This window comes from Aquihabitans sp. G128 (assembly GCF_019048865.1).
Taxonomy (GTDB): domain Bacteria; phylum Actinomycetota; class Acidimicrobiia; order Acidimicrobiales; family Iamiaceae; genus Aquihabitans.
The window spans coordinates 2,226,087-2,246,508 of sequence record NZ_CP077604.1; the positions used below are offsets into that span (position 1 = coordinate 2,226,087).

At 72.8% G+C, this 20,422-nt stretch carries 19 protein-coding genes, 1 tRNA gene and 2 pseudogenes; 5 read left to right on the forward strand and 17 right to left on the reverse strand.

The features are described from left to right. Window positions 1–14: 14 nt before the first annotated feature. Both thrC and KSP35_RS10610 read right to left on the reverse strand, forming a co-directional pair. Window positions 15–1,436: a threonine synthase gene (gene thrC / locus KSP35_RS10605; protein ID WP_217001621.1), complete on the reverse strand. Its 1,422-nt coding sequence runs from the start codon at window positions 1,434–1,436 to the stop codon at window positions 15–17. Then, window positions 1,433–2,749: a homoserine dehydrogenase gene (locus KSP35_RS10610; RefSeq protein ID WP_217001623.1), complete on the reverse strand. Its 1,317-nt coding sequence runs from the start codon at window positions 2,747–2,749 to the stop codon at window positions 1,433–1,435. The genes thrC and KSP35_RS10610 overlap by 4 nt, the downstream gene beginning before the upstream one ends. 121 nt (window positions 2,750–2,870) lie before the next feature. Between KSP35_RS10610 and KSP35_RS10615 the strand changes: the two genes are divergently transcribed. Further along, window positions 2,871–3,518 carry a DUF4333 domain-containing protein gene (locus KSP35_RS10615; RefSeq protein WP_217001625.1) on the forward strand — a complete coding sequence of 216 codons (648 nt, stop codon included), beginning with the start codon at window positions 2,871–2,873 and terminating at the stop codon, window positions 3,516–3,518. Between the two features lie 19 nt (window positions 3,519–3,537). Here the strand turns inward: KSP35_RS10615 and lysA are convergent. The 3 genes and pseudogenes from lysA to KSP35_RS10630 form a co-directional block, all read right to left on the reverse strand. Beyond that, a pseudogene (lysA, locus tag KSP35_RS25800) lies at window positions 3,538–4,882 on the reverse strand (diaminopimelate decarboxylase). Then, window positions 4,804–6,408, reverse strand: a complete 1,605-nt coding sequence (locus KSP35_RS10625; protein WP_217001627.1) for an arginine--tRNA ligase — start codon at window positions 6,406–6,408, stop codon at window positions 4,804–4,806. The pseudogene lysA and the gene KSP35_RS10625 overlap by 79 nt, the downstream one beginning before the upstream one ends. 82 nt (window positions 6,409–6,490) lie before the next feature. Beyond that, on the reverse strand, window positions 6,491–6,862 hold the full coding sequence (locus tag KSP35_RS10630) for a response regulator transcription factor (RefSeq protein ID WP_217001628.1): 372 nt from the start codon (window positions 6,860–6,862) through the stop codon (window positions 6,491–6,493). A gap of 122 nt (window positions 6,863–6,984) precedes the next feature. On the opposite strand from KSP35_RS10630, the gene KSP35_RS10635 reads away from it, so the two are divergent. Continuing rightward, window positions 6,985–7,059, forward strand: a tRNA-Arg gene (locus KSP35_RS10635). A gap of 86 nt (window positions 7,060–7,145) precedes the next feature. On the opposite strand, the gene KSP35_RS10640 is transcribed toward KSP35_RS10635, so the two are convergent. Beyond that, window positions 7,146–7,613, reverse strand: a complete 468-nt coding sequence (locus KSP35_RS10640; RefSeq protein ID WP_217001629.1) for a hypothetical protein — start codon at window positions 7,611–7,613, stop codon at window positions 7,146–7,148. A 91-nt stretch (window positions 7,614–7,704) separates the two neighbouring features. Between KSP35_RS10640 and KSP35_RS10645 the strand changes: the two genes are divergently transcribed. Then, window positions 7,705–8,304, forward strand: a complete 600-nt coding sequence (locus KSP35_RS10645; protein ID WP_217001630.1) for a TetR/AcrR family transcriptional regulator — start codon at window positions 7,705–7,707, stop codon at window positions 8,302–8,304. Between the two features lie 9 nt (window positions 8,305–8,313). Here the strand turns inward: KSP35_RS10645 and KSP35_RS10650 are convergent, their stop codons facing one another. After that, entirely contained in the window at window positions 8,314–9,654 is a 1,341-nt protein-coding gene (locus tag KSP35_RS10650) for an LCP family protein (RefSeq protein WP_217001632.1), read from the reverse strand. A 327-nt stretch (window positions 9,655–9,981) separates the two neighbouring features. Next, window positions 9,982–11,229 (reverse strand): acyl-CoA dehydrogenase family protein, encoded by a 1,248-nt coding sequence (locus KSP35_RS10655; protein WP_217001634.1) that lies wholly within the window; start codon window positions 11,227–11,229, stop codon window positions 9,982–9,984. A gap of 112 nt (window positions 11,230–11,341) precedes the next feature. Between KSP35_RS10655 and KSP35_RS10660 the strand changes: the two genes are divergently transcribed. Then, complete coding sequence (locus tag KSP35_RS10660) at window positions 11,342–12,841, forward strand: Coenzyme F420 hydrogenase/dehydrogenase, beta subunit C-terminal domain (RefSeq protein WP_217001636.1); 1,500 nt, start codon at window positions 11,342–11,344, stop codon at window positions 12,839–12,841. A 52-nt stretch (window positions 12,842–12,893) separates the two neighbouring features. Here the strand turns inward: KSP35_RS10660 and KSP35_RS10665 are convergent, their stop codons facing one another. The 9 genes and pseudogenes from KSP35_RS10665 to KSP35_RS10705 all read right to left on the reverse strand — a co-directional run bounded on the left by KSP35_RS10665 (window position 12,894) and on the right by KSP35_RS10705 (window position 19,025). Next, entirely contained in the window at window positions 12,894–13,304 is a 411-nt protein-coding gene (locus KSP35_RS10665) for a hypothetical protein (protein ID WP_217001638.1), read from the reverse strand. A 388-nt stretch (window positions 13,305–13,692) separates the two neighbouring features. After that, on the reverse strand, window positions 13,693–13,965 hold the full coding sequence (locus KSP35_RS10670; protein WP_217001640.1) for a hypothetical protein: 273 nt from the start codon (window positions 13,963–13,965) through the stop codon (window positions 13,693–13,695). Window positions 13,966–13,976: 11 nt separating this feature from the next. Next, on the reverse strand, window positions 13,977–14,684 hold the full coding sequence (locus KSP35_RS10675) for an N-acetyltransferase (RefSeq protein WP_217001642.1): 708 nt from the start codon (window positions 14,682–14,684) through the stop codon (window positions 13,977–13,979). Beyond that, on the reverse strand, window positions 14,684–15,427 hold the full coding sequence (gene rsmI / locus KSP35_RS10680; RefSeq protein ID WP_217001644.1) for a 16S rRNA (cytidine(1402)-2'-O)-methyltransferase: 744 nt from the start codon (window positions 15,425–15,427) through the stop codon (window positions 14,684–14,686). The genes KSP35_RS10675 and rsmI overlap by 1 nt, the downstream gene beginning before the upstream one ends. Continuing rightward, window positions 15,315–15,713: a hypothetical protein gene (locus KSP35_RS25805; RefSeq protein WP_217001646.1), complete on the reverse strand. Its 399-nt coding sequence runs from the start codon at window positions 15,711–15,713 to the stop codon at window positions 15,315–15,317. Before KSP35_RS25805 ends, rsmI begins: the two co-directional genes overlap by 113 nt. Then, window positions 15,710–16,015 (reverse strand): DUF192 domain-containing protein, encoded by a 306-nt coding sequence (locus tag KSP35_RS25810; protein ID WP_217001647.1) that lies wholly within the window; start codon window positions 16,013–16,015, stop codon window positions 15,710–15,712. The genes KSP35_RS25805 and KSP35_RS25810 overlap by 4 nt, the downstream gene beginning before the upstream one ends. Window positions 16,016–16,048: 33 nt before the next feature. After that, a pseudogene (gene ychF / locus KSP35_RS25815) lies at window positions 16,049–17,126 on the reverse strand (redox-regulated ATPase YchF). Between the two features lie 247 nt (window positions 17,127–17,373). Further along, entirely contained in the window at window positions 17,374–18,222 is an 849-nt protein-coding gene (locus tag KSP35_RS10700) for an EamA family transporter (RefSeq protein ID WP_217001649.1), read from the reverse strand. After that, entirely contained in the window at window positions 18,219–19,025 is an 807-nt protein-coding gene (locus KSP35_RS10705) for an HAD family hydrolase (RefSeq protein WP_254127116.1), read from the reverse strand. Before KSP35_RS10705 ends, KSP35_RS10700 begins: the two co-directional genes overlap by 4 nt. Window positions 19,026–19,079: 54 nt before the next feature. Here KSP35_RS10705 and KSP35_RS10710 point away from each other — a divergent pair, with 54 nt between their 5' ends. Next, window positions 19,080–20,114, forward strand: a complete 1,035-nt coding sequence (locus tag KSP35_RS10710; protein ID WP_217001651.1) for a PHP domain-containing protein — start codon at window positions 19,080–19,082, stop codon at window positions 20,112–20,114. Window positions 20,115–20,422: the final 308 nt, after the last annotated feature.

A 20,422-nucleotide genomic window follows, 5' to 3' on the forward strand; every position in this document is an offset into this window, starting at 1 on the left:
TGCGCCCGCCCGGCTCACCCGGACGGGTGGCCCTCCTGCACCGGGTGCCGAGATCTCAGCGGCCCGTGGCGGTGCGGACGTAGGCCTGGATGGCGGCCTGGTCCAGGGGGGAGGGCGTCGAAGCGCTCGGTGCGCTCGAGCAGGTCGGCCAGGTGCTCGGGGAGCTCCGGGCGGATGCCGATGGCCGACTCGACGGCGTCGGGGAACTTGGCCGGGTGCGCGGTGGCCAGGCAGATCACAGGCACGTCGGGGTCGCGCCGAGACGCCCGGGCGGCGGCGACGCCGACCGCGGTGTGGGGGTCGAGCACCTCGCCGGTGGCCTCGTAGGTGCGGCGGATCTCGGCGCGGATGGCCTCGTCGTCGAAGGCGACGCCGTCGAAGACCTCGGTGACGGTGGCCAGGCGGGTGTCGCCGGTGGCGACGGTGCCCTCGTCCTTGAACTCGGCCATGCGATCGGCGAGCAGCGACGGGTTGCGGTCGTAGAGCTCGAACAGGAGCCGCTCGACGTTGGAGGACACCTGGATGTCCATGCTCGGGCTGATGGTGGGGTGCACGCCCCGGGTCTCCATCACGCCGCTGGCCAGCCACCGCGGGAGGATGTCGTTGCTGTTCGAGGCCACCACGAGCTGGCTGATGGGGGTGCCGGTGCGGCGGGCCACCCAGCCGGCGAAGACGTTGCCGAAGTTGCCGGTGGGGACCGAGAAGCCCACCGGGTCCCCGGCGCCCACCGTGCGGGCGGAGGTGGCGTAGTAGACGGTCTGGGCCATCACCCGGGCCCAGTTGATGGAGTTCATGGCCGACAGGCCCACCGCCTCGCGGAAGGCGACGTCGGCGAACATCGCCTTCACCGCCTCCTGGCAGTCGTCGAACGTCCCGTCGACGGCCACGTTGTGCACGTTGGGCTCGTCGACGGTGGTCATCTGGCGGCGCTGGACGTCGCTCACCCGGCCGGCCGGGTGCAGCACGACGATGTCGAGGTTGGCCCGGCCCCGGCACGCCTCGATGGCGGCCGACCCGGTGTCGCCGGAGGTGGCCACCACGATGGTGGCCCGCTCCCCCCGCTTGGTCAGCTCGTGATCGAAGAGGCGGCCGACGAGCTGGAGGGCCACGTCCTTGAAGGCGATGGTGGGGCCCCAGAACAGCTCGAGCAGCCAGAGGCCGTCGTCGATGGGGCGCACCGGGCAGACGTCGGGGTGGGCGAAGGTGGCGTAGGCCTCGGTCACCATGGCCGACAGCTCGTCACGGCTCAGGCTGGGCGCCACGTAGGGGGCCATGAGGGCGGTGGCCCAGTCGGCGTAGCTGGCGTCGAAGCCCAGCTCGGGCTGCGCCGGCCACTCGTCGGGGACGTACAGGCCGCCGTCGGTGGCCAGGCCGGCGAGCAGCACGTCGCCGAACTCCAGCACCGGTGCGCTGCCGCGCGTGGAGACGTACTTCACGTCAGGTCCTGGTCGTCGCCGACCACGCGCAGCACCGAGGTGATGTCGTGGATGACGTCGAGGCCGCGCAGGTCGTCGAGCGTGCCCTGCACGTCGGCCTCCCGGGCGCGGTGGGTGATGAAGATCAGGCGGGCGTGCTCGCCGACGCCCTCCTGCTCCAGGGAGCGGATGGACACGCCGTGGCGCTCGAAGGCCTCGGCCACCGCCCGGAGCACGCCGGGCCGGTCGACCACGTCGAGGTTGACGTAGTAGCTCGACCGCAGCTCGTCGATGGGCCGGATCGGGCGACGGGTGAGCGCCAGCAGGTCGGCGTGGGTGCCCTTGCGGAGGTTCACCGCGGCGTCGACGAGGTCGCCCAGCACCGCCGAGCCGGTGGGCGCACCGCCGGCCCCGCGGCCGTAGAACATGAGGTCGCCCACCGCCGCGCCCTCGACGAACACCGCGTTGAACGAGTCGCGCACGCCGGCGAGCGGGTGGCTCACCGGGACCATGGCGGGGTGGACCCGCACCGCGACCTCGTCGGGCCCGTCGCCCTCGACGCTGACCAGCTCGGCCACGGCGAGGAGCTTGATGACGTAGCCCAGCCGGGCGGCGAAGCCGATGTCGGTGGCCGAGATGTTGCTGATGCCCTCGTGGTAGACGTCGCCGGCCACCACCTTGGCGCCGAAGGCGATGCTGGCGAGGATGGCGGCCTTGGCCCCGGCGTCGTAGCCCTCGACGTCGGCCGTGGGGTCCCGCTCGGCGTAGCCCAGCTGTTGCGCCTCGGTGAGCGCCGCCGCGTACGAGGTGCCCTCCTCGGACATGCGGGTGAGGATGAAGTTGGTGGTGCCGTTGACGATGCCCATGATGCGACGCACGTCCTCGCCCACCAGCGACTCTCGCAGGGGGCGCAGGATCGGGATGCCACCGGCCACCGCCGCCTCGAACAGCAGGTCGACCTCGCCGGCCGACGCCGCCTTGAACAGCTCGGCGCCGTGGTTGGCCAGCAGCTCCTTGTTGGCCGTGACCACCGGCTTGCCGCTGCCCAGGGCGGCGAGGATCAGCTCGCGGGCCGGCTCGATGCCGCCGATGGCCTCGACCACGACGTCGATGTCGGGGTCGGCGACCACCTCGGCCGCCTCCCGGGTCAGCACCGACTCGTCCAGGTGGATGGGCCGCTTGCGGGTGAGGCTGCGCACCGCCACCTTCGCGACCTCGAGGCGGATCCCGGTGCGGGCGGCGATCTCGTCGCCGCGCTCCTCGATCAGCTGCACCAGGGCCGCGCCCACGTTGCCGCAGCCCAGCACCCCGACCTTCACCACGGATTCGCTCACGGGGGCCGAGGCTACCGGTCCCCCCGGTGGTGCCCGAAAGCGGTTGGCGGCCCCTAGGGTCTCCGGCGGGTTCCAGGCGGGACCCGGTCACCATCCACCGTGAGAACCAGGTCGTCACCCCATGCGCATCCGTCCCCTCCTCGCCCCTGTCGCGGCCGCGGCGATCCTGGTCGGGCTCGCCGGCTGCTCCGCGTCGGTCTCCACCGGCCGGAAGGTCGGCACCGGCGAGCTCGAGAAGCAGGTGTCCGCCTTCGTCACCAAGCAGCTCGACGCCAAGCCGTCGAAGGTCGACTGCCCGGACAAGGTCGACGCCAAGGCCAAGGCCACCACGCTGTGCACGCTGACCGTCAAGGGCGTGAGCACCACGGTGCGCCTCACCGTGACCAAGGTCGACGGGGGCAAGGCCACCTTCGACGTCACCGAGGTCAACGCCGACGGGTCGCCGCTCACGACGACCACCACCGAGGCCCCGGACACCGCCCCGGACGAGACCACCACCACCGCCGGCAGCGACACCACCGAGCCCGGCCAGGTCCCCTCCGTCGCGCCGGCCGAGCTGGAGGCCAAGCTCAAGGCCGGGCTGCTGCAGGAGGTGGGCCGCGAGCCGGACTCGGCCACCTGCCCGGAGGCCCTCCAGGGCGTGGTGGGCGCCACCACCACCTGCGTGATCACCGACGGCGACCAGAGCTACGACGTGCTGCTCACCGTGAACACCGTCGACGGGCTGGACGTGAACTTCAACTTCAAGGTGTCCGAGACCGCCAACTGAGGCGTCGCGAACGGAGGCGTCAGCCGACGTCGGTGGCGAGCAGGTCCTGGTCGGTCTCGCGGCGGATGACCACCCGGGCCTGCCCGTCGCGCACGAACACCACGGCGGGGCGACCCAGCGAGTTGTAGTTCGAGCCCATGGTGCGGCCGTAGGCGCCGGTGACCGGCGTGGCGATGAGGTCGCCCACCGCCAGGCCCGCGGGCACCCGCGCCTCGGGCACCAGCACGTCGCCCGACTCGCAGTGCTTGCCCACCAGGCGCACGGTCTCGGTGCGGTCGGCGGCCACGGCCTGCGGCAGGAAGGTCTCGTAGCCGGAGCCGTAGAGCGCCGGCCGCGGGTTGTCGATGAAGCCGCCGTCGCAGGCCACGAAGGTGCGGATGCCGGGGACGTCCTTGATGGTGCCCACCCGGTAGACGGTGAGGCCCGCCTGGGCGGCGATGGAGCGGCCCGGCTCGGCCGAGACCCGGGCGGTGATCCCGGCGTCGGCGCAGGCGGCGCGCACGACGTCGCCCCACTCGGTGATGGACGGCGCCTCCTCGCCCTCGACGTAGGCCACGCCGATGCCGCCGCCGATGGACAGCTCGGGCAGGCCCAGCTCGTTGACGAACGGCGCCAGCGCCTCGACGGCCTGGGTGAAGAAGCCGGCCACGAAGACCTGCGAGCCGATGTGGGCGTGGAGGCCCACCAGCTCGACGGCGGCGGAGGCCTGGGCCCGCTCGACGGCGCGCCGCGTCGCCGACCTTGAGCCCGAAGCCGAACTTGGAGTCGTCCTGGCCGGTCATCACGAACTCGTGGGTGTGGGCTTCGACGCCGGGGGTCAGGCGCAGGAGGACCTTGGGCACCCGGCCATCGGCGGCGTGGAGCCGCTCCAGCCGGTCGAGCTCGTCGAAGCTGTCGACGACCAGGCGGCCGACGCCGGCCTCGCGGGCCGCCACCAGCTCCTCGTCGCTCTTGTTGTTGCCGTGCAGCACGAGGCGCTCGGCCGGGACCCCCGCGGAGAGGGCGATCAGCAGCTCGCCGCCGCTGGCGACGTCGAGGTGCATGCCCTCCTCGTGGGCCAGGCGGGCCATGGCCCGGCACAGGAACGCCTTGGTGGCGTACGCCACGCCGTCGCCGAAGGCCGCCACGGCCTCACGGCAGCGGGCCCGCAGCTGCTCCTCGTCGTAGACGAACAGCGGCGTGCCGTGCTCCTCGGCCAGCGCGGCGACGTCGCAGCCGCCCACCAGGAGCTGCCCGTCGGGCCCGACCTCGGCCGAGTCCGGGAGCAGGCCCCACGGCAGGGCGCTCACATCGTCTCCGGCGCGGAGACCCCGAGCAGGTCGAGGCCGATGCTGAGCCCGATGCGGGCCGACTCGGCCAGCCACAGGCGGGCCTGGGTCAGCTCGGGGCTGACGCCATCGCCCACCACGTAGCAGTCGTGGTAGAAGCCGTGGAAGGCCCCGGCCAGGTCCCGGACCCACGTGGTGACCTTGTGGGGCGCCCGGTCCTCGGTGGCGAGCCGCACGACGTCGGGCAGCTCCGAGAGGGCCCGGAGCACGTCGAGCTCGCGCTCGTGGGTGAGCAGCGACAGGTCGGCGTCGGCCAGCGGTCCCCGCGGGAAGCCGGCCTCGTCGGCGCGCCGCGTGATCCCGTGGATCCGGGCGTGGGCCATCTGCACGTAGTACACGGGGTTGTCCATGCCCTGGCTGGCCACCTCGGCCAGGTCGACCGTCTGGCGGGAGTCGATCGACTGGAGCAGGTAGGTGAGGCGGGCGGCGTCGGCCCCCACCTCGTCGACGATGTCGCGCAGCTCCACCACGGTCCCGGCCCGCTTCGAGAGCTTCATGGGCTCGCCGTCCTTGAGCAGGTCGACCATCTGGACGATCTCGATCTCCAGCGCGTCGGCGTCGAGCCCCAACGAGGCCATGGCCGCCTTCATCCGCACGATGTAGCCGTGGTGGTCGGCGCCCCACACGTTGATGAGCTGCTCGGCCCGGGAGAACTTGTCGCGGTGGTAGGCGATGTCGGGCAGCAGGTAGGTGTACTCGCCGTCGCTCTTGACGAGCACCCGGTCCTTGTCGTCGCCGTGGTCGGTGGACCGCAGCCAGGTGGCGCCGTCCTGCTCGTAGGCGACGCCCCGCTCGAGCAGCTCGGCCAGGGTGGTCTCGATGGCGCCGCTGTCGACCAGGGTCAGCTCGCTGAACCACTCGTCGAAGTGCACGCCGAAGGCGCCCAGCGCCTCGCGCTGGTCCTGCAGCGCCCGCTCCTCGCCCCAGACCACCGGGTCGACGTCGTCGGGCAGCTCCTGGGCCCACTCGGTGACGTACTCGCCGAGGTAGCCACCCTCCGGCGGCTCCTCGCCGGCCTTGCGCGCGGCGAGGCTCTGGCCGAACTTCTGCATCTGCACGCCGCGGTCGTTGATGTAGAACTCGCGAGTCACGGCGTGGCCGGTGCGGGTGAGCAGCCGGGCCACGGAGTCGCCGTGGGCGGCGCCCCGCGCGTGGCCGGCGTGCACCGGGCCGGTGGGGTTGGCCGACACGAACTCCACGTTCACCGAGCGCCCCTGGCCGAGGTCGGGCTTGGCGTAGCCGTCGGGGCCGGCTTCCACCACCTCGGTGAGGATGTCGTGGAGCCACGTGGGGGCCAGGTGGAAGTTCACGAAGCCGGGGCCGGCCAGGTCGACCTTCAGGACGTGGGCCGGCGGCGCGGCGCTGAGGTGCTCCACCAGCTGGGCGGCGAGCTCCCGCGGGTTGCGCCCCGCCTTCTTGGCCGTGGCCAGGGCCACGTTCGAGGACCAGTCGCCGTGCTCGCGGCGGCCGGGGCGCTCCAGGTCGACGCGCTCGGGGAGCGGATCGACGCCGAGGGCGCTCAGCGCCTCGCGGACAGCAGCGGCCAGGTCATCGCGGATCACGGGGGACTTCCTTCGGGCAGAGCGGGCGCCCGGCCCTCGGGGGACCGGAGCGGGCGCCGGGTGGGACGGGCGGGAGGAGCGGTCAGCGGCCGAGCACGGCCTCGACCCGGCTGACGAGGTCGAGGGGCTCGAACGGCTTGGTGACGTAGTCGGCGGCGCCGGCGTCGAGGCCGGCGCGGATGTCGGCGGCCTGGGCCTTGGCCGACAGCAGCACCACCGGGATGCCGGCCAGCTCGGGGTCGAGCTTCATCCGGGTCACCAGGTCGATGCCGCTCATGACGGGCATCATGATGTCGCTGACCACGACGTCGGGTCGTCGGTCGGCCGCCACCTCCAGCGCCTCGGCCCCCTGGGTGGCCGAGCAGACCTCGTAGCCCTCGAGCTCGAAGTTGACGGTGAGGAGCTTCAGGATGACCGGGTCGTCGTCGACAACCAGCACGACCGTGGACGTCATGGGCCGAGCCTACCGACGCGGCCCGGGCCCGATGTCACCCGTTGCCCGTGGTCGACGGCGCGGTGAGAGCGGCGGCTACCGAGTTGGGCACCGCAGCCCCACGTTCTAGGGTTGCGTCCCCTGCCCTCGTAGCTCAGGGGATAGAGCATCGCCCTCCGGAGGCGTGTGCGGGCGTTCGAATCGCCCCGAGGGCACCAGGTGACGAGGCCGGCTCCAGCGGAGCCGGCCTCGCTGGTTCCGGGCCCTCCGTGGCCGGCCGCCACCGGCTGCCACCGGGTGGCGGCTACCAGGCGGCCGAGGCCAGGCCGCCCTGGCGGCGCAGGGCCCGGAGGCCCGCCACGCCCAGCCACAGGGCACCGGCGATCTCCAGCAGCGAGGCCACGATGCTGAACCAGCTCACCCCGCCGTGGACGAAGGTGTCGCTGAGGGCGCTCCACGTGGGCAGCCAGTGGGCGGCCGCGAAGCCCAGGGCCAGCGGGAACCCGGCCGAGACCGCCACCAGCGGGGCCGTGCGGTGCCCCACGAGCACCAGCACGATGGCCACCGCCGAGATCACCATGCCGAGGTTGCCCACCCAGAACAGCTCGGTGCTGACGGTGTCGATGCCGCGGCGGAAGTGGTCGCCGTTGTGGAGCACGGCCGCCACGAGGAACCCCCAGGCGGCGTGGCGGAGGCCGGCGTCGGGCTGGCGGTGGGCGGGCACGGGGCCCGTCCGGGCGTCGGACCGGGTGCCGGGGTTGGTCGTGGCCACGAGAGGACCTCCACGTTCGTCCTAGAGTGATCGCTCTAGAGGGATCGTTCTAGTAGCCTGGCCACCGACCGTGCAACCCTCCGGAGCTGTCGTGCCCGCACCGCCCACCGCCACCGCCAACACCCGGGACCGCTTGGTGGCCACCACCGCCGCCCTGTTCCTGCACCAGGGGTTCACCGCCACGGGCGTGGGGGCGATCACCGCCGGCAGCGGCGTGCCCACCGGGTCGCTCTACCACCACTTCCCCGGCGGCAAGGACGAGCTGGCGGCGGAGGCGCTGCGGGTGGCCGGGGCCGGCTACGGGCTCCTCGTGGGCGCGGTCATCGACGAGGCCCCGGACCTCGCCACCGGCATCCGCGAGAGCTTCCCGGCCGCCGCCGCCATGCTCGAGGCATCCGGCTACGCGGATGCCTGCCCGATCGCCACGGTGGCGCTGGAGGTCGCCAGCACCAACGAGCCGCTGCGCCGGGTCACCCACGAGGTGTTCGAGTCGTGGGCCACCGCCCTGTCGAGCCGCCTCGAGGGGGCCGGCCTCGCGGTCGACCGCTCCCGCGAGCTGGCCCTCACCTACCTCGCCGCCCTCGAGGGCGGCTTCCTGCTGTGCCGGGCCGCTCGGTCCCCGGAGGCGATGCTCGCCGTCGGCGCCCTGGTGGCCGACGCCGTCGACGCTGCGCTGGCCGAGGTGCGCTGACCGGACCGGTCAGCCGCAGGACTCCCCGGGTGGCGGGTCGCCGGGGATCATGCCGACGACCTCGGACTGCTCGGGCGCCGCCGCCACCGTGGTGCTCGTGGTGCTGCTGCTCGTGCTCGACGAGGCGCGGGTGGTGGTGGTCGGCGCCAGGCCGGCCCAGTCGGCGCCGAGGAACAGGACCACGGCGCCGCGGTCGAGCGAGGCGTCCTCCTCGACGGCGACGGTGCCCCGGATGCTGGCGGCGACGGTGCGGGCCTCGTCGGCCTGGCCGGCGGCGTAGCGCACGACGGTGTGGTCCTCCGACGGGTGCTGGAGCTCCTCGCCGTTGCCGAAGTGGTCGACGGTGAAGCCGACGGTCACCAGCTGGTCGGCCACCTTCACGGCCTCGCCCTGCTGCCCCGAGCTGTTCAGCACGGTCACGTCGACGTCGGCCGGCGCCACGTCGGAGGTGACCGCGGTGGTGGACGACGACCCCGCGCCCGAGGTCGGGCCGGCGCCGTCGGTGGTCGCCGTGGTGGCCACCGGGTCGCGGAACAGGGCGAGGATCGGCTCGGCCTCGGTGCGGTCGACCTCGACGATCTGGGCCCCGCCGCTGGTGGTGCGGGGCGTGTTGGGCAGCGTGTAGGTCTGCAGGGCGGCGGAGTCGAACGACGAGAACCGGCGGCCGAGCGCCAGCAGGTCGCCCACCGAGAGCTGGTCGTCGATGGTCACGTTCGACGTGCCGGCGTCGACCAGGCGCTTGAGTGTGAGCGGGTTGGAGATGCCCTTGTCCTTGGCGCGGTCGATCACCCGGCGCAGGAACAGCTGCTGGCGCGAGATGCGGCCGAGGTCGCCGGTGCCGTCGTAGGTGAAGCCGCCGTGGGAGAAGTACTCGAGGTGGCGGGAGCGGGCGAAGGCCAGGGCGTTGCGCCCGTCCAGGTCGATGCAGCCCGGGTGCAGCACGTCGAGGCCGGTGTTGCGGTCCCGCATGGCGCGGTCGAACCACATGGGGACGCCGTCGATGGCCGAGACGATGTCCTGGAAGCCCTGGAAGTCGACCTCGACGTAGTGGTTGATGGGGACGTCGAGCTCGTCGCGCAGCGTGTCGACCAGCTCCTGCGGGCCCTTGGAGTAGGCGGCGTTGATGCGGCCCTTCCGTCCCGTCGTGTCGAGCGTGACCCAGAGGTCGCGGGGCAGCGACAGCATCTTGGCCTGCTTCTTCCCGGGGTCGATCCGCAGCAGCATGATCGTGTCGGCGAGCGGGGCGTGGTCGTCGCCCGCGCTGGGGTCGAGCGGGTCACCGCCCGAGCGCGAGTCGGATCCCACCACCAGGTAGTTCGAGGGGCCGCCCACGGCGTCGTCGAGCGCCACCTTGGTGCGGTCGATCTGGTGGAGCTTCCACGCCCCCCCAGCCCACCACCGCCGCGGCGGCCACCGCGAACACCGTGACGAGGGCCCCCACCGACAGCAGCAGCCGCTGGGGCCACGAGCGCCGGGCCCGCCGCGGGCGCGGCAGCGGCTTGGCCTCGCCGGCTGGGGAGGGTTCCGGATCCATGGCGGCACCACGGTACCGGGGCCACCCCACCCGATCGGGTCACCGCGTGACCCCCACCACACCGTCCGTGGCCCCGCCCCCCGAACTTGTCGCAGTTGTCGACCGTGGCGTCGTCCAACTGCAACAAGTTCGAGGGGGGGCCGCTACTTCTTGGGGGGCTCGACCTTGGGCTCGCGGGGGAGGCCGAGGAACTTCTCGCCGACGATGTTGCGCTGGATCTCGGCGGTGCCGCCCCAGATGGTCTCGGAGCGGGAGAAGAAGAAGGCCGACATCATCCCGGAGGGCTGGTAGGTCGGGCGGCCCTCGCCGCGCATGACCGCGGGCCAGGAGCCCGAGGCCGGGGCGGTGTCGACCAGCATGGAGGCGGCGCCGAAGATGTCGAGGGCCAGCTCCATGGCGTCGCGGTGCATCTCGGACCAGAACATCTTGTTGGTGAGCCCGAGGCTGACGACGCCCAGGTCCTTGGTGCCCTGCACGGTCTGGGTCAGGCTGCGCAGGCCGTTGATCTTCAGGATCTGGACCTTGGTGTAGTAGCGGGTGAGGCCCTGGCGGATGACCGGGTCGTCGATCTTCCCGTTGGCCTGGGCGGCCGCCACCATGAGGTCGTACTCCTGCTCGAAGCGGCGGTAGCCCGTGGTGGCCGACATGCCCCGCTCGTGGCTGAGGGTGGAGTTGGCCACCTTCCAGCCGCCGTTGACCCCGCCCACCACGTTCTCGGCCGGGCAGCGGGCGTCGGTGAAGAACACCTCGTTGAACTCGGCGGTGCCGTCGGGCTGCACGATGCCGCGCACCTCGATGCCGTCCTGCTTCATCGGCACCAGCAGGTACGAGATGCCGGCCTGCTTCTTGACGTCGGGGTCGGTGCGGGCCAGCAGGAAGCAGTAGTCGGCGAACTGGGCCTGGGTGGTCCAGACCTTCTGGCCGTTGATGACCCACTCGTCGCCGTCGAGCACCGCGGTGGTCTTGAGGGAAGCGAGGTCGGAGCCGGAGTCGGGCTCGGAGAAGCCCTGGCACCACGCCATCTCGCCCTTCATGATCTTGGGCAGGAACTCCTTCTTCTGCTCCTCGGTGCCGTGCTGCAGGATGGTCGGCCCCACCAGGGTGTCGCCGAAGAAGTCGGCGCGCAGCGGCGCCTTGGCCCGGGCGAACTCCTCGGCCAGCACCACGTTCTCCATGGTGGTGAGGCCCTTGCCGCCGTACTCCTTGGGCCAGGCGGCGCAGATCCAGCCGCCGCCGTAGAGCTTGGCCGGCCAGGCCTCGTTGAAGGCCTGCTTCTCCTCGGGGGTCTGGCTGAACCCCTCGTCGAACCAGCCGGCGGGGAGGTTCTCCTCCAGCCAGGTCCGGATCTCGACACGGAACGCTTCGGCCTCGGGCGGGTAGCTCAGATCCATGGCCCCATCTTGACCCGCGGGTCAAGGGACGTGCCACCCCACCCGCCCGACCAGCGCCTCCGGCGGCGTTCGGGTCGCCTACCGGCAGGTCGGTCGCCCTACGATGCCGACCATGACGGTGACCGATGCCCCCATCGCCGAGCCCGCCGCTCCCGAGCCGTTCTTCACCCGGGAAGAGGGCCGCTGGACCCACCAGTGGAAGGAGCTCTACGAGGAGGTCATCACCTCGGGGCTCTGCACCGGCTGCTCCGCCTGCGTGATCGCCTGCCCGCACGACGTCATCGGCTACGAGCACAAGGAGGGCGGCTACAAGCCCTTCCACATCGAGGAGGAGCTGGGCCTGGCCGACTGCGGCCACGGCCAGAAGGGCTGCACGTCCTGCACCCGGGCCTGCCCCCGCTTCCGCGACTGGGAGCCCACCGCCGAGGAGCACCTCTTCGGTCGCATCCGCGAGACCGAGGAGATCCACGGCATCGCCGAGCAGACCCTCCTGGTCCGTGCCGCCGACGACCACGTGCACCAGACCGGCCAGGACGGCGGCCTGGTGTCGGCCATCCTGATCTGGCTGCTCGACGAGGGCTACATCGACGGCGCCCTGGTGTCGGGCCTCGAGGGCGACGGCTCCAGCTGGAAGGCCAAGCCCATGGTGGCCACCACCAAGGATGAGGTCCTGGCCACCGCCGGCAGCCGCTACACCTACTCCGCCAACTGGCTGGCCTACGACGAGGCCAAGGAGAAGGGCCTGGAGAACCTGGCGCTGGTGGGCATGGGCTGCCAGACCTCGGCTGCCCCGGTGATGTGGAGCCGCAAGATCGGCAAGGTCGGCAAGCCGATCCGCTTCACCATCGGCCTGCTCTGCTCGAAGACCTTCGACGACCGCATCTTCGACGAGCTCTTCGACGCCAAGTACGGCATCAAGCGCGAGACGATCAAGAAGATGAACATCAAGGGCGTCTTCCAGATCTGGACCCACGACGACGAGTACCACGAGGTGCCGTTGAAGGAGTGCCACGCCTGGACCCGTGAGGGCTGCAACCACTGCCCCGACTTCGCCGCCGAGCACGCCGACATCTCCACCGGCGGCATCGGCAAGTTCAACGACTACACGCTCACCGTGGTCCGCACCGAGCTGGGCCGCGAGGTCATGACCCGCATGGCCAAGGCCGGCGTCATCGAGGTCAAGCCGGCCGAGGAGGACCCCGCCGCCATCGCCCTCATGGACCGCCTGTCCCGGGTGAGCCGCAACCGCTGGCCCGAGCAGGCCATCGGCTTCCCCAAGCTCATGCCGCCGCCCCCGCCGAAGAAGAAGAAGAAGGCGGCCCCGGCCGACGCCGAGGCCAAGACCAAGGAGCCCGCCGACGCGGCCGCGGCGCCGGCCGACGGCACGCCGGCTGCGCCGGCCAAGGTCGACGCCGAGCTGAAGGCGGCCGACACCGCACCGGCGACGCCCGCCACCGATCCCGCCGAGGCCAAGGTCGGCGAGCAGGTGGCCGACGTGGCCGCCGACGCTGCGCCCGGCCCCGCCGTCACTGCGGAGCCGCCGTCGGCCCAGGCCGACGAGCCGGTCGCTCCGCCGCCCACGCCCGACGCCAGCGAGCCGACGAGCTCCTAGCGCGACGGCCGCTCCCTGGGCGCGAGCCCTCGAGCGGCACGCCGAGCGGGGCCTAGGACGACTCGGTGGACGCCGTCAGGGTGCAATCGGCGTAGATCTTGGTGACCTTGGCCTCGAGCGCCTTCGGCGTCTCGGTCTCGTTGTCGTTCAGCTTCTTGAAGTCGCCGAACTTCAGGTCGTCCTTGAAGGCGTTGTAGGCGCAGGTGCAGCCCTTGGTGGCGGCCTTGGCCGCGTCGCCGTACTTGGCCTCGAGCTGGTCGGCCGAGAGCTTGGCCGCCTCGGCGCCCTGGTCGTCGCGCACCAGGGTGGTCCAGCAGCCCTCGATGAAGTCCTTGCGGACCCCGCTCGTGTAGCTGCCGGGTGCCTTCTGGCCGGCGCAGCCGGCGAGCAGGGCGATCGCCAGCAGGACGCCGGCGAACGGCGCCGCCGAGCGGGTGCGACGACGGATCGGGGTAGCGGGCACGCAGAGCTCCTTGACGAGGACCGGGACCAAGCTAGTAGGGGCGGTCCGCAACCCCGAAGTCGAGCCGGGGCCCAGACGCGAAATCGGGAGCGCCGGCTGAGCCGGCACTCCCGATCCCATTCCGGACTGACGCTCCCCCCGAACCGTCGGTCTGAAATGCTCCCCCCACACCTTGCGATGCGGTGCGTTCGGCGCTTCGTGGGCGCTGCTCGCTGCAACAGATAGAACACCCTCCGGGCCGATCGAGCATGAGCCAAAAGGCCCATTTCGGAGTGATTGTTCGGATACCCAGAGTGGCTGAAAGGCCAGGTACCGCCGGTATCGCGAAGGGGTGACGCCCGTCGTGGCCGTTCGGCCCCCTTCGGTGCTCGTGGCGCCGGGACCTCGATCAGACCACCGGGGGCGGCGGGTCCCGTCGCACGATGCAGAGGCTGCCGCTGGGATCGTCGGGATCGAGCAGCAGGCGGATGGGCAGGTCGTGCGGCTCGCCATCGGCGTCGACCTCCACCACGATCGCCGTCTCGCGCGGCGGTTCCAGGACCTCCTGCAGGCCGAGCGCCATCCCCGTCATCACCGCGCCGAGCGCGGAGCGCCGGCTCCACTTGACCACCCGCGAGGGCAGCGGCTCGTCGGCCGGGGGATCGAGGTCGGGGTCCTGCACCGTGGTCGAGCCTACGGGCGGTCCGACCGCGCCGGTCCGTCGCTGGCGAAGCGGACCTCGTCGAAGGCGACGGTGCCCAGGTCGACGTGGGTGACCCGGCCGGTGGGCGCCCACCCCCGGGCGGCGTAGAACGCCTGGGCCCGCAGGTTGGTGGCGAGCGTCGTCAGCTCCACCCGCGCCAGGCCCCGGTCGGCGAACCACGCCTCGGCGGCGTCCAGCAGGCGGCTCCCGCCACCGGCCCCCTGGGCCGAGGGGTCGACGTAGAGCTCGTAGACCTCGCCGGCGTCCGCGGCGCCAGGCTCGCGGTCGTCGGGGTGCACCGGGCCGAGGTCGGCGTAGCCGAAGACCGTGCCGGGCCGCCCCCACACGAGCAGGCGGTGAAGCCGGCTGGGCGGGACCATGGCCCGGCCCGTCCAGAACGACGCCGGTGGCACGACCTCGCGCCGGTCGAGGAAGGCGTCGGGCAGCACGCCGCCGCGGTAGCTGGTGCCGAACGTGCGCCACTTCACCGCGGCGATGGCGGCACCGTCGACGGCGGCCGCCACGCGCACGGGCTCGTCGCCCGGCCGGCCGGCGAAGGGCGGGGGCAGGGCCAGTCCGAAGCGGCGCCGCACCAGCGCCGCGGCGCGCTGCTCGGCGGGGGTGGCGGTGTCGGGCGCCGGGTCGCCCGGGGCCTGCACGAGGGCGAGCAGCTCGGCCGCCGGGTCGCCGATGACCACTAGGCCGGCTTGGCGGTGGCGAGGTCGTAGGCCCGGCGCTTGGCCACGCCCAGCTGCGCCACCACCTCGGACACCGCGTCCCGCGTGGACGCACCAGCGGCTCGGGCGACGGCCAGGGCGGCGGTGATGGCCTCGTCGGTGACCGCTGCAGGCTCGGGCGCCCCGTCGAGCACCAGCACGTACTCGCCCCTCGGCTCGACCTCGGCGACGTGGGCCACCGCCTGGGCCAGCGTGCCCCGCCACGACTCCTCGTGGAGCTTGGTCAGCTCCCGGGCCAGCACCACGCGCCGGTCGTCGCCGCACGCTGCGGCGAGGTCGGCCAGGGTGCGGGCCACCCGGTGCGGCGCCTCGTAGAGCACCACGGTCCGCCGCTCGGGGGCGACCGCCGCGATCCGCTCGGTGCGCCCGGAGCCCTTGCGAGGCAGGAAGCCCTCGAACACGAAGCGGCCGGCCGGCAGCCCGCTGCCCACCAGGGCGCTGACGGCCGCCGACGGGCCGGGCACGACCTCCACCGGGTAGCCGGCCGCCACCGCGGCGGCCACCAGCTGCTCGCCGGGGTCGGAGATCCCGGGCATGCCGGCGTCCGACACCACCGCCACCAGGTCGCCGACGGCCAGGCGGGCCAGCACGTCAGCGACCGCGCCGTGCTCGGTGTGGTCGTTGACGACCTTGAGCGAGCGAGCGCGGATGCCGGCGTGCTGCAGCAGCCGGCCGGTGCGGCGGGTGTCCTCGCAGCACACCACCGCGGCCCGCTCCAGGGTGGCGACGGCGCGGGGTCAGGTCCCCGAGGTTGCCGATGGGCGTGCCCACGAGCACCAGCTTCCCGCCCGCGGCTGCGGGGCGCTCGGCGCCGAGGCCGTGCTCCGGCCCGAGGTCCGGGTCGCCGAGGTCGAGCGCATCGAGGTCGGCCTCGGTGAGCTCGCGGCCCGTGCCGGGCGCGGCGTCGTAGCCGGTCCAGCCGAGGTCGGCGCCGTCGTCCGCCGACCCGGGATCGGCAGCCGCCTCGAGGTCGTCGTCCGGACGGGTCACGCCCGCACCTCGAGGCGATCGCCGGCGCGCAGGCCCCAGTGGGCGAAGCGGCCGGCCTCGGCCTCGATCACCTGGCGGGCGCCGGGCACCGGCAGCGGGAGGCGGTGGCGGCGCAGGCGCGCCGTTCGCAGGACCTGCAGCTCGGCGTCGCAGTAGGCGACGTCGATGGGGAAGCGCATGCCGAGCGTGTGGATCGAGCGGGTGCGCTCGATGAGCAGGGCGCCCTCGAAGCCGTCGCGCCCGAGCAGCCCGCGTGCGGTCGGACCGGCTGGAGGCGATCTCCAAGCTGGCCAGCACCTCACCGTCGCGCAGCAACCAGGGCACGGCGCCGGCCCTCAGACGTTGAACCGGAACTTCGAGCACGTCGCCGTCGGCCACCACGTAGTCCTTGCCCTCGACGCGGATCTTGCCGACGTCCTTGGCCTTGGCCCACGAGCCCAGCTCCAGCAGCTCGTCCCACTGGATGGCCTCGGCCCGGATGAAGCCCCGCTCGAAGTCGGTGTGGATGACCCCGGCGCACTGCGGCGCCTTGGAGCCGGCGCGGAACGTCCACGCCCGGCTCTCCTTCTCGCCGGTGGTGAGGTAGGTGCGCAGGCCCATGAGGAGGTAGGCGCTGTGGATGAAGCGCTCGAGGCCGCCCTCGCCCAGGCCCAGCGCGCCGAGCATCTCGAGGCGCTCGGCACCGGTGAACTGCGCGGCCTCGGCCTCGAGCTGCACGCACATGCCGATGACCTCGGCCTGGCCGGCCAGCTCGGCCTCCACCGGGGCGATGATCTCCGGGATGCGGTCGAGGTCGTCCTCGCCCACGTTCACCAGGGCCAGCACCGGCTTGTTGGTGAGGAGGAACTCCTCCTTCAGCACCTCGCGCTGCGCCTCGGTGAGCGTGCCGCGGTAGATGGGCGTGCCGTCGGCCAGCAGCTGGTGGGCGGCGTCGAGCGCCTCGACCAGCTCGGTCAGCGACTTGTCCTGCTTGGCCGCCTTGCGCCGCTTCTCCACCCGGTTCTCGACGGTCTCGAGGTCGGCCAGGGCCAGCTCGATCTCCAGCACCCGCAGGCACTCGAGCGGGTCGGACGGGCCGGGCACGTCGGTGTCGACGAAGGCCCGGAGCAGGAAGACGACGGTGTCGACCTCGCGGATGTGGGCCAGGAACTGGTTGCCCAGGCCCTCGCCGGTGCTGGCCCCCTCGACCAGGCCGCCGATGTCGACGAACTGGACGCTGGCCGGGACGACCTTCCTGCTCTGCGACATCTCGGCCAGCAGGTCCAGCCGGCGATCGGGCACCTTGGCCACGCCCACGTTGGGGTCGGTGGTGGCGAAGGCGTAGGGCGCGGCGAGCGCACCGCCGCCCGCCAGCGCGTTGTAGAGCGAGGACTTGCCCGAGTTGGGGAGGCCGACGAAGCCGAAGCGTTCCATTGCCGCCGAGGCTACCGGCCACCCCTCCGGCCCCCGAAGCCCGCCGGGGCGAACCAGGCGGGATCCGCCGGACCCCGACCCCGAGAACCCCACCCGGTTCGTGGGCATCGGCGAACCAGGCGGGATCCGCCGGACCCCGACCCCGAGAACCCCACCCGGTTCGTGGGCATCGGCGAACCAGGCGGGATCCGCCGGGTCCCGGCCCTGAGAACCCCACCTGGTTCGTGGACCAGGCCGCCCCCGCCAGCTAGAGGGTGGCGGCGATGAGGCCGAGCATGCCGGCCAGGATCACGAACGAGCTCACGAGGCGGCGGCCGCCGAGCGGCTCGTGGAGGATGCGCCAGCCCACCAGCGCGCCGAGCACCACCGACGACTCCCGGAGCACCGCCACGTAGCCCACCGGGGCGTGGCGCACGGCCACCACCACCAAGGCGTAGGCCGCGGCGGTGCACGCTCCGGCCACGCTCCAGCGCTTCCAGTGCGCCGGCCAGGCCGCCACCAGCGCCGGGCCGCGGCCCCGGACCAGGAACGCCGCCGAGATCCCCGCCGCGGCGGTGGCGGTGGACGAGAGCCCGTAGGCCACCGCGTCGGGGCTGACCCGGGAGCCGTGAGCGTCGACCACCGTGTAGGCCCCGATGGCGACGCCGGTGAGCAGCGCGTCGCGCACGGTCCGCAGCGACACCCCGCGACCCACCAGCGAGGCGAGCGCGGCGGCCACCACGGCGATGGCCAGCCAGGCCAGCAGCGGCAGCTGGTCGCCGAGGAAGGCCGCGCCCCCGACGGCGGCCACCACGGCACCCCCGCCGCGGGCGAGCGGGTAGGCGAGTGAGAAGTCGCCGTGGTGGTAGGCGGCCACGAGGAACGTGATGTAGCCGACGTGGATCACGCCCGAGAGCGCCAGCCACGGCGCGGCGTCGACGCCCGGGCCGCCGAGGCCGACGACCACCGGCACCACCAGGACGCCACCGACCAGGAACAGGCCCCAGGAGGTGAGGTCGCGGTCGGCCGCCGGGGCGGTCTTGAGCAGCAGGTTCCAGGTGGCGTGCAGGACGGCGGCGGTGAGGGCCAGGACGGTGGCCAGCCCGAGGCCGCTCACCCGGCGAGGATGCGCTCGATGACGAGGGCCACGCCGTCGTCGTCGTTGGTGGCCGTGACCTCGTCGGCCGCCTCCTGCAGCAGCGGGTGGGCGTTGCCCACCGCCACGCCGTGGCCGGCCCAGCGGATGAGCTCGAGGTCGTTGGGCATGTCGCCGAAGGCCACCACCTCGGCCGGTGCGATGCCGTGCTCGACCAGCAGGCGCTCGACCGCCGAGGCCTTGTGGACCGAGGGGTGCGACAGCTCCAGGAACGACTCGTTGGTGGAGTGGGTCACCAGGGCCCGCTGGCCCACCACCGCCTGCACCGCCGCGGCGGTGCCCTCGGGCGCCGGGTGGGGCATCCGCACGATCAGCTTGGTGACGGGCCGGGTGAGGAAGGTGCGCACAGGGGCGATCTGGATGTCGGGCATGAGGGTGGCCCACTGCACGTCGGTGCCCTCGATGGCGGTGTCGACCCCGAAGTCGAAGCCCTGCTCCACGCCGAGGACGGCGTCGGGGAAGGCGGCCTCGAGGTCGTCGATGATGGTGCCGGCCACGTCGGCCGCCAGCTCGGTGCGGTGGACCAGCTCGTGGCGCGCCGGGTCGTAGACGGTGGCGCCGTTGGCGCACACCACCAGCCCCCGGTCGCCCAGCTCCTCGACCACCGGGGCGATCCAGCGCGGCGGCCGTCCGGTGGCGATGACGAAGAGCAGGCCGGCCTCCTCGGCGGCGTGCACCGCCGCCCGGGTGCGGGGCGACACCGACTTGTCGGTGCGCAGCAGGGTGCCGTCGAGGTCCGTCGCGATCGCTCGGTAGCTGGTCACGGAGCGACCGTAGCGGGGGCACCCCACCGGCGAGCCACGGGTACCCTCGGCGCCATGGAGCCGATCGAAGCGCTGGAACGGGTGGTGTACCTGCAGGACCGGGGGCTGCTCCCGTCGCAGAAGACCGCCGCCTTCCTCAAGGCGGCCGAGATCATCCGGGAGCTGCCCGAGGGCGAGCTGGAGCAGCGCCTGGCCGACGGCACGCTCACCGAGCTGGCCGGCATCGGCAAGAGCACCGCCGAGGTCATCACCCAGGCGGCGTCGGGGATCGTGCCCAAGCGCATCGTCGACCTCGAGGCCTCCACCCAGATCCCGCTCGGCCCCGGCGCCGACATCCGCGCCGCCATCAAGGGCGACCTGCACAGCCACTCCACGTGGAGCGACGGCGGCGCCTCGGTGGAGACCATGGCCCGCACCGCCATGGGCCTGGGCCACGAGTACCTGGTGATGACCGACCACTCCCCTCGGCTCACCATCGCCCACGGCCTCAACCGCGAGCGGCTGCTGGCCCAGCTCGACGAGATCGCCGAGCTCAACGAGCGGCTGGCGCCGTTCCGCATCCTCACCGGCATCGAGGTCGACATCCTCGCCGACGGTGGCCTCGACCAGGACCCGGACCTGCTGGCCCAGCTGGACCTGGTGGTCGCCTCGGTCCACTCGAAGATGAAGATGGAGCCCCGGGAGATGACCGAGCGCATGGTGCTGGCCATCGCCAGCCCCCACGTCGACGTGCTCGGCCATTGCACCGGCCGCAAGGTCAGCGGCTTCGGGGAGGACCAGAGGGTGGTGCGGGCCCAGTCGGCCTTCGACCCCGAGATCGTCTTCGCTGCCTGCGCCCGCTTCGACACCGCGGTCGAGATCAACTGCCGCCCGGAGCGCCAGGACCCCCCGCCGGAGCTGCTCGACCTGGCCCTCGACTGGGACTGCAAGATCAGCATCGACACCGACTCGCACGCGCCGGGCCAGCTCGAGTTCATCGCCTACGGCTGCGACAAGGCCGCCGAGCACGGCATCGACCCGTCCCGGATCATCAACACGTGGTCGGCCGAGGACCTGCTGGCCTGGACCGCGACCCACCCCACCAGCTGAGCGGGGCCCGGCACCGGGCCCCGGGCGAGAACGGCGCAGCCGGAGAGCTGCGCCGCAGTCAGATCAGGTTGTGGTGAGGCGAAGCCTCAGCCGCGACCAGCGTTGGGCTTGACCCCGTGGTTGGCCTTCTTGCGGCGGGCGTTGGTCTTGCGCTTGTCCGTCTTCTTCGACATAAGGGTTGCCACGCTACGCCCTGGGGCCACCGGCGGTCCAAGCGGACCATCCGGACCGCTCGCCCACGGTCCCGGGAGATCACCCGAAGGGACGGCCACCAATTCCGACCACTTCGGTCTGCTTCGGTCCTAGGA